The organism is Planomonospora algeriensis, assembly GCF_977012225.1.
In genome coordinates this window covers 1-12,025 of the sequence record NZ_CDRNDK010000176.1, presented here as the reverse complement: position 1 = coordinate 12,025, position 12,025 = coordinate 1, and the positions used below count along the sequence as shown (strand labels likewise).

The window sequence follows — 12,025 nt, the reverse complement described above, 5'->3', positions numbered from 1 at the left end:
CGTACCGGAGCCGCAGGCGGACAGCGAGCCCAGGGCGAGCGCCGCCACCGCCGCGGCGGCCCAGCGGCGGCGGAGGAAGGCGGCGGAGGAGTGCGGCGTCCGGCGGGACGGGCGCGGAGTGAGGAACATCGACACGGTCTTTCTGCAGGGGTGGAGCGGCCGGGCGCGCTCCGGCGATCGGCTGGCCGATCCCCCGGCGCGACTCCGGCGCGGGTCACCGTTCCCGGCGGACCGGAGCCGCACCGGGAACAGGATGACGACGCTAGAGAGCGGATCTTGGGACCGGCTTGCGGACCAGTGGGAGACGTGACCGCGACCCGCACACGGTCCGTACGCGGTCCGCGCCCCGGAGCCGGACGCCCAGAGGCCCCCGCCGGATGCCCGGCGAGGACGGCCCGCCCGTCGTTCAGGCGTCCCGGCGCCGCAGCAGCACCGCCGCGGCGGCGAGGGCGACCGCGATCCAGGCGCAGTAGACCCCGAAGCCGGTCCAGGGACCGAGCTGCCCGTCCATGATGTCGATACGGGTGACCTGGTCGCCGGCGTTGGTGGTGAAGTGCTCGCGCACCGCCTCGCCCCACGCGCCGGGCAGCATGTTGGTCATCTGCGGCAGGACGAAGATCAGGGCGATCGCGGCGACGATCGCGCCGGGGGTGTGCCGGATCAGCGCGCCGAGCGCCAGGCCGAAGATCCCGCTCGCCGTGATGAGCAGCGCGGAGCCGACGACCGCCCGCAGCACGCCGGGGTCGCCGAGCGCGATCCCGGCGTCCCCGAGCACGGCCTGCCCGATGAGGAAGGCGGCGAACGACGCGACCAGCGAGACGGCGAGGGCCACCGCGGTGAAGACCGCGACCTTGGCGGCCAGCATCCGCAGGCGGCCGGGGACCGCGAGCAGGGTGGTGCGGATCATGCCGGTGCGGTACTCGCCGCTGATGACCAGGACGCCGAGCGAGGCCACCGCCAGCGAGGCGAACGGGGAGCCCGAGAGGCTGAACATGAGGGCGTCGGCGGGCCCGACCTCCTCTCCCATGTCCTTGGAGACGGCGGTGAGCAGCACCCCGAACCCGGCCATCAGCGCCACGGCCGTCAGCAGGGTCCACAGGGTGGACCGCACCGAGCGGAGCTTGGTCCATTCCGATCGCAACACGCCCGTCATGCCCGCGCTCCCGCGTACTCGGTGCTCTCCTGGGTCAGTTCCATGTACGCCGCCTCCAGGGACGGCGAGACCGGGGTCAGCTCGTGCAGGGTGAGCCCGGCCCCCGCCGCGGCCTCACCGACGGCCTCGGCGCCCAGGCCCGTCACCCGCAGGTGGTCGCCGTGCAGCGCCACCTCCACCGGCCCCGCCGCTTCCACCCGGCACGCCGCGTCCGGCCGTTTCGCCGCGCCCGCAGGATCCGCCGCGCGCCCGGCCTCGCCGAGTACCCGTGCGAGCTCCGGCAGGCGCGGCGCGCGCACCCGGACGTAGGCCTGGGAGCTGCGCCCGATGAACTCCTCCACACCCGTGTCGGCGATGAGGCGGCCCCTGCCGATGACGACCAGGTGGTCGGCCGTCTGCGCCATCTCGCTCATCAGGTGGCTGGAGACGAACACCGCGCGGCCCTCGGCGGCGAGGTCGCGCATCAGGGTGCGGATCCACAGGATGCCCTCCGGATCGAGCCCGTTCACCGGCTCGTCGAACATCAGGATCTCCGGATCGCCGAGGAGCGCCGCGGCGATGCCCAGCCGCTGCGACATGCCCAGCGAGAAGCCGCCGACGCGGCGGCGCGCCACCGCGGTCAGGCCGGTGAGGGCGAGCACCTCCGCCACCCGGGAGGCCGGGATGCCGTTGCTCTGCGCCAGGCAGAGCAGGTGGTCGCGCGCGCTGCGCCCGCCGTGGACCGCCTTGGCGTCCAGCAGGGCGCCGACCTTGCGCAGCGGGTTCCTCAGCTCGCCGTACGGCGTGCCGTCGATGAGGGCGGTGCCCTCGCTCGGCCGGTCCAGGCCGAGGACCATGCGCATGGTGGTCGACTTGCCGGCGCCGTTGGGGCCGAGGAAGCCGGTCACCCGGCCGCGCCGTACCTCGAACGAGAGCCCGTCCACGGCGACGGTCGAGCCGTACCGCTTGGTGAGCGATCTGACGTTGATCATGCCTTCAGCCTCCCGCGCGCCCGGCCCCGGATCATCGTGCCGGAGGACGGTCCGCGGACTGGGAGCGCGGTACGACCGGCCCCCGCGGGTAGGACCCTGCTCCTACCGCCCGGGGGTGACCAGGCCCGCCTCGTAGGCGGCGATCACCGCCTGAGCGCGGTCCCGCGCGCCGATCTTGGCGAAGAGGCTCGTGACGTGGTTCTTCACCGTGGACGGCGAGACGGCCAGCCGCTCGGCGATCTCGCTGTTGGCGTACCCGCCGGCGATGAGCACGAGCACCTCCCGCTCGCGGTCGGTGAGCGAGGCGAGCGCGCCGGTCGCGGGCGCCGGACGGGGGCCGGGGGCGCGCACGAACGCGCCGATCAGGCGGGTGAGCAGCCGGGGCGCCACGGCGCCTCCCCCCGGTGCACGGTCCGCACGCCCTCGACCAGCTCCTCCGGCGAGACGTCCTTGGGCAGGAACCCCGCCGCCCCGGCGCGCAGCATCGCCACCACGTACTCGTCCAGGTCGAACGTGCTCAGGCCCAGCACGCGCGTCCCGGGGAGGGCCTCCGTGATCTCCCTGGTGGCCGCGACGCCGTCGGTCCCGGGCATGTGCACGTCCATCAGCACCACCTCGGGCCGCAGCTCGCGGCTGAGCCGTACGGCCTGCGCCCCGTCGGCGGCCTCCCCGACGACGGACATGTCGGGCTGGAAGCCGAGGATCATGCGGAAGCCGGTGCGCACCACGGCGTGGTCGTCGGCCACCAGGATCGTGATCACGGGTTCTCCTTCGGTTCCCGGCTCCAGAGCGCGGAGACCCGGACCGCCGGCTCCCGGGGCTCCGGGACCGGGATGCGGGCGTGGACCTGGAAGCCTCCCGAGGGACGGGGACCGGTCTGCAACCGCCCCCCGCACAGCGCCACCCGCTCGGCCATGCCGCCCAGTCCGAAGCCGCCGCCCTGCTGCCCGCCGGAGCGCCGGCCGAGGCCGTCGTCGAGGACCTCGACCTCGACGGCGCCTGGCAGGTGGGCGAGCCGGACGCTGACGCGGGCGCCGGGCGCGTGCTTGCGCGTGTTGGTGAGGGCCTCCTGCACGATCCGGTAGACGGCGTGGTCCACCGCCGCGGGCAGCGGGACGGCCTCCCCCGTCACCTCCATGCCGACCGGCAGGCCTGCACCGCGTACCTGCTCGACCAGGGCGGGCAGCGCGGCGACGCCGGTCCCCGAGTGGTCCTCCGGCTCGCCGTCGTCCTCGACCCGGAGCACGTGCAGGAGCTGCCGCATCTCCGTCATCGCCTCGCGGGCCGTGCGCTCGGCCGTGACCAGCACCTCCTGGGCGCGTTCGGGGTCGGAGGCCATGGTGGTGCGCCCGGCGCCGACCAGCACGTTGATCGTGGTGATGTGGTGGGCGACGACGTCGTGCAGCTCCCGGGCGATGCGGCGGCGCTCGGCGCGCACCGCGGCCTCGGCCACCTGTTGCTGCCTGCGCTCGCGCAGCTCGCTCCGGAGCCGGAAGAACGCGCCCGTGCCGGTGAACAGCAGGGGCAGGAGCACCGGGACGGCGGAGTAGTAGAGCGGTCCCGGCATCGTCTTCAGAGACAGCAGCGCGTACATGACCACGGTGGCCGCGGAGACGCTCCAGGCGGCTCTGCCGGCCGCGTAGCGGCCCAGACCGTAGAGGCCGATCGTGCTGGGCGGGGTGGCGGGATCGCCCAGGCCGAGCAGGACGTAGAGCAGGTCGAGGGCCAGGGTGACGAGGGCGACCGCGATCGGACGGCCGCGCCGTACCAGGAGGGCGGCGGCGCCGGCGGCGGAGATGGCGAGGGCGGGGATCCGGCCTGGGTCGCCCGCGGGGAAGAGGACCAGGGCCGCGGTCACGTCGGCCGCGCACACTCCGGCCGCCAGCAGGCCGTCGAACACCCGGGAACGCCCCAGGGCCCGCCAGACCTCGCGCACACCCCGCAAACGCATGGCACGACAGTACGGCATGTCAAGGTACGGGCGAATGGTCCTGTCCGGACGGCCGGGGTGCCGGGCAGCTGGGAGGGCTGAGAGGGCGGCAGGGGAGGCTGAGCGGGCCGAGGGCGGCAGGGAGCACATCGGGGGCCAGCCCGCCCCACCCCGCGGGGGCGGTGGGGCGGCGGCCGTGCGGTAACGTCGCCCACATCGTCGCCGGCGCCGATGCCGCCGGCGGTGCCGATGTCGCCCGGGGAGCGAGCCGAGGAGGATGCGGATGAGCCGGTCCGTGCGGGTCGTCTGGGAGGACGCGCTCACCGCCTACGACTTCGGTCCCGGGCACCCGCTCGCGCCCGTCCGGGTCGAGCTGACCATGGCGCTGGCCCGGGAGCTCGGCGTGCTCGACGCGGTCGAGCTGGCCGGCTGCGCGCCCGCCACCGACGACGAGCTGGCCCTGGTCCACCGGCGCGACTACATCGAGGCGGTCCGGCGGGTCTCGGCGACCGGGAGGCCCGACCGCGCCGCCGGGCTGGGCACCGAGGACAACCCCGCCTTCGCCGGGGTGCACGAGGCCTCCGCGCTCATCGCCGGGGCCACGCTGGCCGCGGCCCGCGCGGTGTGGACGGGGGAGGCCGAGCACGCGGCGAACGTCGCCGGCGGGCTGCACCACGCGATGCCGGGTACGGCGAGCGGCTTCTGCGTCTACAACGACCCGGCGGTGGCCATCGGCTGGCTGCTGTCCCAGGGCGCCTCCAGGGTCGCCTACGTGGATGTGGACGTGCACCACGGGGACGGCGTCCAGGCGATGTTCCACGACGACCCCCGGGTGCTCACCGTCAGCCTGCACGAGAGCCCCCGGACCCTCTTCCCGGGCACGGGTTTCCCGCACGAGACCGGGGCGGAGGGCACCGCGGTCAACGTGGCGCTGCCGGCCGGCTGCGGCGACGGCGGCTGGCTGCGGGCCTTCCACGCGGTGGTCCCGCCGCTGCTGCGGGAGTTCGCCCCGGAGGTCCTCCTCACCCAGCACGGCTGCGACAGCCACGCGCTGGACCCGCTGGCCCACCTGATGCTCAGCCTGGACGGGCAGCGGACCGCCTACGCGGCGCTGCACGAGCTGGCCCACGAGACCGCCGGCGGCCGGTGGATCGTGACCGGCGGCGGCGGGTACGAGCTGGTCCAGGTGGTGCCCCGGGCGTGGACCCACCTGCTGGCCGAGGTCGCCGGGCACCCGCTCGACCCGGCCACCGCCACCCCCCAGGAGTGGCGGCGGCTGGTGCGGGAGCGGACCGGCGAGACGCCGCCGCTGTCGATGACCGACGGCAGGAAGCCGGAATTCACCGACCTGTCCGCCGGTTATGACCCTGCAGACCCGGTCGACCGGGCGATCCTGGCCACCAGGAACGCCGTGTTCCCCTTCCACGGACTGGACCCGATCCCGTGACCCTGCACTCCGCATCGACCCCGAACCCCGGATCGCGGGACGACCTCCGCGAGCACCTCGTCCACACCCGGATCGCCGGCGACGTGGCGACCAGCCGGGAGAACAACCTCGACCACTACCGGTCGCTGGCCAACCGGGACCCGCACCACATGTTCGGGCTCACCCTGGGCGAGGGCTGGGCGTACCGGGACGTCCTGGAGCTGATGGCGAAGTCCGCCGGGGTCGTGGCCGATCCGGCCCACCGGGAGGGCCAGGACACCATCGACCCGGACCGCACGATCGACGCCGTCGAGGCGATGGGCGACGTGATCGCCGGGGTGCTCCGGAACGCCGGGGCGCGGATCCTGGTGGCCACCGGCCACCCCACGGGTCTGCTCACCGTCCACCTGGCGCTGGCCAGGCTGGCGCGCGAGCGCGGGGCGACGCTGCTGACCCCCGCCGAGGACTGGTCCTACACCGGCCCCCGCTTCGGGCGCAGGCGCAAGATCCGCTATCTCGACGACGTCGCCATGCTGGACGACAGGGGGGCCTTCGTGCACACCCACGACCCGGCGCCGATGGAGGCGATGATCGCGGAGATGGGGGAGGACCGCCCCGATCTGGTGATCGCCGACCACGGGTGGGCCGGCGCGGCGGGGGAGGCGGGAATCCCGACGGTGGGATTCGCCGACAGCAACGACCCGGCGCTCTTCGTCGGCGAGGCGGAGGGCAAGATCGCGGTCACCGTGCCGCTCGATGACAACGTGCTGCCGAGACATTACGCTCCGTTGACGACGCATCTGGTCACGAGGGTCGTGAGCGCCCTCTGAGACGGGCGTGACACCGGATCCGGCCGTCCTTATACCGGCTTTTCGCGCCTGCATTCCACGCGGCTCGCCGACTCTTTGCCAACTTTTCGGTGATGGTGGGCGACTCTTATGGGAGACGGTTGGCCCGTTCCACGATCGGCTTTGAGGGTGGCTGGCCAGCGAGTTTCTCCGTTCCGCTGACATGGGGCTACGAACGTTGGGAAAATAGGGGGTTTGCGTGTTCGGAGTCCCGACTTACGCTGACGGCAGTAGACGTGCGTGAGCGATGGCACCAGTGGGGATAACCCGGAAACACGTGCGGAAGAGGCGTCCGATGGGTGCAGGCGAAAGACCTCTCAGTGAGGTGAAGTTCCTGACGGTGGCCGAGGTGGCCACGGTCATGAGGGTGTCCAAGATGACGGTGTACCGGCTCGTGCACTCGGGTGAGCTGCCGGCCATCAGGGTCGGCCGGTCCTTCAGAGTGCCGGAGCAGGCGGTGCACGACTATCTCCGGGACGCGTACATCGAGGCCGGTTGAAGCGACCGCGGGCCCGTGCCCCCCGGGTGAACCCGGTGGAAGGGCGGGCCCGCGCCTCACCGGACGTCCCGGGAACGGTCCCGCGAGGCCGGCCGGAGCCGGATTATCCGGGTTCCGGGACCGGGACGGAGGCCGTGACGTAGCGGTGCGAGGGCCGCACCGCGAGTTCCGACGCCCGGGACCCCGGGCCTGCGGGCGATCCACCGCGGATCGCCGGTAGTCTGTTGACCCGGTGTGCGCCCGCACGCCGGTTTGCAATTCGGCTACCAGCTACCTGGGGGTCCCGTGGGCTCTGTCATCAAGAAGCGTCGTAAGCGCATGGCGAAGAAGAAGCACCGCAAGCTTCTCAAGAAGACCCGTATCCAGCGGCGTAACAAGAAGTAGCAACGCGGACCTGCGAGGCGTCGATGACCCACACCGTGCTTGTCACCGGGGTCTCGCGCCACATCGGCGCCCGAGTGGCGAGCGTTCTCGCGGCTGACCCGGACATCGACCGGGTCATCGGAGTAGACACGGTGCCGCCGCCCTCGCTCTCACGTGATGGCGGCGTACCTCTCGGCCGGACGGAGTTCGTCCGCGTCGATCTGCGCAGCCCCGACATCGCCCAGGTGATCGCGGCCGCCGACATCGACACCGTCGTCCACGTGGGCCTGGTCAGCTCTCCCCCGAGGAGTGGCGGCCGCGCGCTCATGAAGGAGCACAACGTCATCGGCACCATGCAGCTGCTCGGTGCCTGTCAGCGGTCCGCGACGGTCCGTCGCGTCGTCGTGCGCTCGACCACGGCCGTGTACGGCTCGTCACCGCGGGACCCGGCCGTCTTCACCGAGGACGTCGAGCCGGCCGAGCCCCCCGCCCACGGGTACGCCAAGGACGCCGCCGAGGTCGAGGGATACGTCCGGGGCTTCGCCAGGCGGCGCCGGGACGTGACCGTGTCGATGCTCAGGTTCGCCAACTTCATGGGTCCGGGCGTCGACTCGCCGCTGATCCGCTACTTCTCCCAGCCGGTGCTGCCGACCGTGCTCGGCTTCGATCCGCGGCTGCAGTTCGTCCACGAGGACGACGCGGTCGAGGTGCTGCGCCGGATGGCCACGGAGGACCACCCCGGCACGTTCAACGCCGCCGGGGACGGAGTGCTGCTCCTGTCGCAGTGCCTGCGGCGGGCCGGGCTGCTCTCGGTGCCGGTCCCCTCCCCGGCCTTCGGCCTGCTCGGCGACCTCGCCAGGAGCGCGGGGCTGGTGAACTTCTCTCCCGAACAGCTCCGGCTCATGTGCCACGGCCGTGCGGTGGACGGCGCCAGGCTGGCCGCGACGCTCGGATGGCGGCCCAAGTTCTCCACGGGCGCCGCCTTCGAGGACTTCCTGCGCACCCGGCGCCCGGGCGCCGGGCTCCCCGCCGCCGCGCTGGACGCGCTCTCCCGTATGGTGACGAGATGAGCGAGACGGCGGGCAGGGCCGGCGAACCGCACGAGGCGCGGGTCATCCCCATCTCCCGGGGCCGCTCCGCCCAGGAGCCGTCCCGGGATCGCTCCGATCACGGGCCGTCTCGGGATCGCTCCGATCACGGGCCGTCTCGGGATCGTTCCGCTCAGGAGCCTTCCAGGGATCATTCTGATCGCGAGTCGCGGCGGGACCCCGGCGGCGGGCCGTACGCCTTCGGAGACCACCACGACCTCTGGGGCGACGGCGGAGACGACGGGGACCGGCGCCTGGCCGAGGCGCTGGCGTTCCTGCGGCGCCGCCTCACCGGGCAGTACGAGGTCGACGAGTTCGGCTTCGACGCCGAGCTGACCGACAAGGTGCTGCTGGAGCTGATCCGCCCGCTCTACCGCCACTGGTTCCGCGTCGAGACCGTCGGCGTCGAGAACGTTCCAGGCGACTCGGGCGCGCTCGTCGTCGCCAACCACTCGGGCACGATCCCGGTCGACGCGCTCATGCTCCAGGTGGCCCTGCACGACGACCACCCCGACCGGCGGGCGATCCGCCTGCTCGGCGCGGACCTGGTCTACCGGCTGCCGGTGCTCGGGCACCTGTCCCGCAAGACCGGCCACACGCTGGCCTGCCGCGAGGACGCCGACCGCCTCCTGCGCAAGGGCGAGCTCGTGGGGGTCTTCCCGGAGGGCTTCAAAGGGGTCGGCAAGCCGTTCTCCGAGCGCTACCGGCTGCAGCGCTTCGGCCGGGGCGGGTTCGTCGCCTCGGCGATCCGGGCCGGGGTCCCGATCGTGCCCTGCGCGATCGTGGGGGCCGAGGAGATCTACCCGAAGATCGGCGACCTGCGCTTCCTGGCCAGGGCGCTCGGCCTGCCGTATCTCCCGATCACTCCGCTGTTCCCCTGGCTGGGACCGCTGGGCCTGGTCCCGCTCCCGTCCAAGTGGCTGATCGGCTTCGGCGAGCCCATCCGGACCGACGAGTACGCCCCCGGTGACGCCGACGACCCGATGCTGGTCTTCAACCTCACCGACCACGTGCGCGAGGTCATCCAGCAGCAGCTGAACGAACTCCGCCTCCAGCGGGGCCACGCCTTCCCGCCCTTCCTCTGACCGGTCCGGCCGTCGCGCCTGACCGGTCCGGCCGTCGCGCTCCGGCGGGGGAGCGATCCTGCGCCGACCTGCGCGTTCGCGAGGGAACGGGCGGCGATTTTATTAGGCACAGCGTCTAACAACGGGCGCTTTCGACCGATATGGTGTGCTCGGCAGAGAACACTGGACGTTGGGAGGGGCCATGGCCGCACGCCGTACCGCGACGAGGGCCGTGTTCGCCGGGCTGGCCGTGGGGGTGGTGCTCGGCGTGGCCGGGCGGCGGCGGAGCCGGGGGCGCTCCGAGGCGGCGCTCGGCGGGCACCGGGGGCGGCCGGTCACCGTCACCGTAGACGACGGCGTCCAGCTCGCGGTCGACATCGAAGAGGCCGAATCCCCGGAGTTCGCCGTGGTGTTCGCGCACGGCTGGACCATGAACCGGCACTGCTGGCACTTCCAGCGGGAGGCCTTCAAGGGCCGGGCCACCCTGGTCTTCTACGACCAGCGGGGGCACGGCGGCTCCGCGGCCGGGGCGCCCGACGCCTGCACGATCGACCGGCTCGGCGACGACCTGGCCGCGGTGATCGAGCGGACGGTGCCCGAGGGACTGCCGGTGGTGCTGGTCGGGCACTCCATGGGCGGCATGACGATCATGGCCTTCGCGGAGCGGCACCCCGAACTGCTGGCCTCGCGGGTGGCGGGGGCGGCACTGCTCAGCACCTCGTCGGGCCGGCTCGGGGAGATCACGTTCGGACTGCCCGGCCCGGTCGGCCGGCTCGCCCCCGTCGTCACCCCGATCGTGTTCGACCGCCTGCGCGCCCGCGCGGAGCTCATCGACCGCAGCGTCGCACTCAAGACGCGCACCAACCTGCCGGTGACCCGCTACGTCGCCTTCGGGCCCGGGGCGCGCCGCGACCACGTGCGGTTCGTCACCGAGATGGTCGCCACCACGCCGACCGAGGTCATGGTCGGCTTCTTCAACGACTTCCTCGTCCACGACAAGAGCAGGGCCCTGGCCGCGCTCGGCTCGGTGGAGACCCTCGTCATGGTCGGCGCACGCGACCGCCTGACGCCGAAGGTCCACAGCCACCGCATCGCCGAGGCCGTGCCGGGAGCCCGGCTCCAGATCGTCCCCGGCGCCGGCCACATGGTCGGACTGGAACGCCCCGAGGCCGTGAACGCGGCCCTGTCGAGCCTGTTCGACCGCGCCGTGCGCCGCGTGGGCGCGGGAGGGCGTCAGGACGAGCGGTAGTGACGGCGCAGGGCGATGGCGGCGGCCACGCCGCCCGCCACGGCGCCGGCCCCGGCGGCGATGGGCAGGCCGATCATCGTGGCCCTACGCCCGGTACGGAAGTCCTTGATGTCCCACTCGTTCTCCCGGGCGTGGTCGCGGAGCTCCCCGTCGGGGTTGATCGCGACCGCGTGGCCGACCAGGGAGAGCAGCGGCAGGTCGTTGGCCGAGTCGCTGTAGGCGAAACAGCGGTTCAGGTCGAGGCCCTCCCTGCGGGCCAGGGCCCGTACGGCCTCCGCCTTGGCGGGGCCGTGCAGCAGGTCGCCGACCAGCCGGCCGGTGTAGACGCCGTCCACGGTCTCGGAGACGGTGCCGAGGGCGCCGGTGAGGCCGAGGCGCTGGGCGATCACCCGGGCGAGCTCGATCGGGGTGGCGGTCACCAGCCAGACGCGCTGACCGGCGTCCAGGTGGCTCTGCGCGAGGGCGCGGGTGCCGGGCCAGATGCGGTCGGCCATCGCCTCGTCGTAGATCTCCTCACCGAGGCGGACGATGTCCTCCACCCTGCTGCCCGCCACGAACGCCAGCGCGGTCTCCCTGGCCTCGGCGATGTGCTCGGGGTTCTCGTCGCCGCGGACGCGGAACACCGCCTGCCCGAGCGCGAACCTCACCAGGTCCTTGGTGGTGAACAGCCCGCGCGAGGCCAGGCCCCGGGCGAAGTGGTAGATCGAGGCGCCGCGCATCATGGTGTTGTCGACGTCGAAGAAGGCGGCGGCGGTCGGATCCGGCTCGGCCATCGGCAGGGCGACGGCCGCCGCGGCCGCCACCTCTCCGGCCGTCTCCGCCGCGCTCCGCCGTCGTATCAGCCGCTTCATAGCCACTCAGCTTAACCGCAGCACACTGGTACGGCCCGGGTACGCCGGGCCGTACGGCGACGTTTCACCGGCCGGTCACCCGGGCGGCGCCAGGCCTTCGATGTAGTTCAGGTAGCCGCTGGCCCTGCGCTGGTCCTCTTCGTCCATCTTGGGGAGCATCCCCTCGATCTGGTCGCGCTGCTTGCGGACGAAGCGTTCGAGGTCCCCGGTGACCTCCGCGGCGTCCTCCGCGTCGCGGCGCCGTACCCGGGTCAGGGAGGTGACCGCCGAGCGGGTGGTGTCCTCCATCGCCTGGAGGGTCTGCCCGACCAGGTTCCCCCCGCTCTGGGCGGCGGAGCCGAGCAGGGCCTCGACCTCGTCGGCGCGGGTCGAGGCGGACTGCAGGCCGCGGCCGGCCCGTTCGGCGTCGTCGGTGCTCAACCGGAGGAGGGTGTTCTCGGCGGCGCGCTTGAGGGGGTAGAGCGTGTCGCCGGGCACCGACCCGTAGGTGGTCAGGCCGGTGGCCACCATGCCGACGGCCAGCGCGGCGCTCAGTAGCTGCGGGAGCAGCCGGGCCCGCCGGACGCGCCGCCGGCGCGCCGCG

The 12,025-nt window shown here is 73.3% G+C and carries 12 protein-coding genes and 1 pseudogene; 7 read left to right on the top strand and 6 right to left on the bottom strand.

The annotated features are described in order from the left end of the window. Positions 1-406 precede the first annotated feature (406 nt). From ACWJ6R_RS18925 to ACWJ6R_RS18910, 4 genes and pseudogenes are all read right to left on the bottom strand, one after another. The gene (locus ACWJ6R_RS18925; RefSeq protein WP_449063492.1) at positions 407-1,153 is read right to left on the bottom strand and encodes an ABC transporter permease; all 747 of its coding nucleotides are present in this window, start codon (positions 1,151-1,153) and stop codon (positions 407-409) included. Further along, on the bottom strand, positions 1,150-2,124 hold the full coding sequence (locus ACWJ6R_RS18920) for an ATP-binding cassette domain-containing protein (RefSeq protein ID WP_449063491.1): 975 nt from the start codon (positions 2,122-2,124) through the stop codon (positions 1,150-1,152). The genes ACWJ6R_RS18925 and ACWJ6R_RS18920 overlap by 4 nt, the downstream gene beginning before the upstream one ends. A gap of 102 nt (positions 2,125-2,226) precedes the next feature. Continuing rightward, positions 2,227-2,885, bottom strand: a pseudogene (locus ACWJ6R_RS18915) (response regulator). After that, positions 2,882-4,075 (bottom strand): sensor histidine kinase, encoded by a 1,194-nt coding sequence (locus tag ACWJ6R_RS18910; protein WP_449063490.1) that lies wholly within the window; start codon positions 4,073-4,075, stop codon positions 2,882-2,884. The pseudogene ACWJ6R_RS18915 and the gene ACWJ6R_RS18910 overlap by 4 nt, the downstream one beginning before the upstream one ends. Positions 4,076-4,337: 262 nt before the next feature. Here ACWJ6R_RS18910 and ACWJ6R_RS18905 point away from each other — a divergent pair, with 262 nt between their 5' ends. From ACWJ6R_RS18905 to ACWJ6R_RS18875, 7 genes are all read left to right on the top strand, one after another. Next, positions 4,338-5,501 carry an acetoin utilization protein AcuC gene (locus tag ACWJ6R_RS18905; protein WP_449063489.1) on the top strand — a complete coding sequence of 388 codons (1,164 nt, stop codon included), beginning with the start codon at positions 4,338-4,340 and terminating at the stop codon, positions 5,499-5,501. Next, on the top strand, positions 5,498-6,310 hold the full coding sequence (locus tag ACWJ6R_RS18900) for a phosphatase (RefSeq protein WP_449063488.1): 813 nt from the start codon (positions 5,498-5,500) through the stop codon (positions 6,308-6,310). Before ACWJ6R_RS18905 ends, ACWJ6R_RS18900 begins: the two co-directional genes overlap by 4 nt. 313 nt (positions 6,311-6,623) lie before the next feature. After that, complete coding sequence (locus tag ACWJ6R_RS18895) at positions 6,624-6,827, top strand: helix-turn-helix domain-containing protein (RefSeq protein WP_012887307.1); 204 nt, start codon at positions 6,624-6,626, stop codon at positions 6,825-6,827. Between the two features lie 285 nt (positions 6,828-7,112). Beyond that, entirely contained in the window at positions 7,113-7,211 is a 99-nt protein-coding gene (locus ACWJ6R_RS18890; RefSeq protein ID WP_018654693.1) for a 30S ribosomal protein bS22, read from the top strand. A 23-nt stretch (positions 7,212-7,234) separates the two neighbouring features. Then, positions 7,235-8,260 carry an NAD-dependent epimerase/dehydratase family protein gene (locus tag ACWJ6R_RS18885; RefSeq protein ID WP_449063487.1) on the top strand — a complete coding sequence of 342 codons (1,026 nt, stop codon included), beginning with the start codon at positions 7,235-7,237 and terminating at the stop codon, positions 8,258-8,260. Then, positions 8,257-9,363, top strand: coding sequence for a lysophospholipid acyltransferase family protein (locus ACWJ6R_RS18880; protein ID WP_449063486.1), 1,107 nt, complete (start codon positions 8,257-8,259; stop codon positions 9,361-9,363). Before ACWJ6R_RS18885 ends, ACWJ6R_RS18880 begins: the two co-directional genes overlap by 4 nt. A 181-nt stretch (positions 9,364-9,544) precedes the next feature. Then, a complete protein-coding gene (locus ACWJ6R_RS18875; protein ID WP_449063485.1) occupies positions 9,545-10,591 on the top strand; it encodes an alpha/beta fold hydrolase in 1,047 nt (348 codons plus the stop codon). On the opposite strand, the gene ACWJ6R_RS18870 is transcribed toward ACWJ6R_RS18875, so the two are convergent. Both ACWJ6R_RS18870 and ACWJ6R_RS18865 read right to left on the bottom strand, forming a co-directional pair. Then, positions 10,576-11,442, bottom strand: coding sequence for an HAD family hydrolase (locus ACWJ6R_RS18870; protein WP_449063484.1), 867 nt, complete (start codon positions 11,440-11,442; stop codon positions 10,576-10,578). The two genes, ACWJ6R_RS18875 and ACWJ6R_RS18870, sit on opposite strands and share 16 nt — an antisense overlap. A 75-nt stretch (positions 11,443-11,517) precedes the next feature. Beyond that, positions 11,518-12,025 (bottom strand): DUF5667 domain-containing protein (locus tag ACWJ6R_RS18865; protein ID WP_449063483.1); only part of this gene is annotated, 508 nt, incomplete at its 5' end.

Coding starts and splice junctions, on each gene's coding strand:
- ACWJ6R_RS18880 (WP_449063486.1), top strand. CDS start 8,257: ATGAGCGAGACGGCGGGCAGGGCCGGCGAACCGCACGAGGCGCGGGTC.
- ACWJ6R_RS18870 (WP_449063484.1), bottom strand. CDS start 11,442: ATGAAGCGGCTGATACGACGGCGGAGCGCGGCGGAGACGGCCGGAGAG.
- ACWJ6R_RS18905 (WP_449063489.1), top strand. CDS start 4,338: ATGAGCCGGTCCGTGCGGGTCGTCTGGGAGGACGCGCTCACCGCCTAC.
- ACWJ6R_RS18875 (WP_449063485.1), top strand. CDS start 9,545: ATGGCCGCACGCCGTACCGCGACGAGGGCCGTGTTCGCCGGGCTGGCC.
- ACWJ6R_RS18885 (WP_449063487.1), top strand. CDS start 7,235: ATGACCCACACCGTGCTTGTCACCGGGGTCTCGCGCCACATCGGCGCC.
- ACWJ6R_RS18910 (WP_449063490.1), bottom strand. CDS start 4,075: ATGCGTTTGCGGGGTGTGCGCGAGGTCTGGCGGGCCCTGGGGCGTTCC.
- ACWJ6R_RS18925 (WP_449063492.1), bottom strand. CDS start 1,153: ATGACGGGCGTGTTGCGATCGGAATGGACCAAGCTCCGCTCGGTGCGG.
- ACWJ6R_RS18920 (WP_449063491.1), bottom strand. CDS start 2,124: ATGATCAACGTCAGATCGCTCACCAAGCGGTACGGCTCGACCGTCGCC.
- ACWJ6R_RS18895 (WP_012887307.1), top strand. CDS start 6,624: ATGGGTGCAGGCGAAAGACCTCTCAGTGAGGTGAAGTTCCTGACGGTG.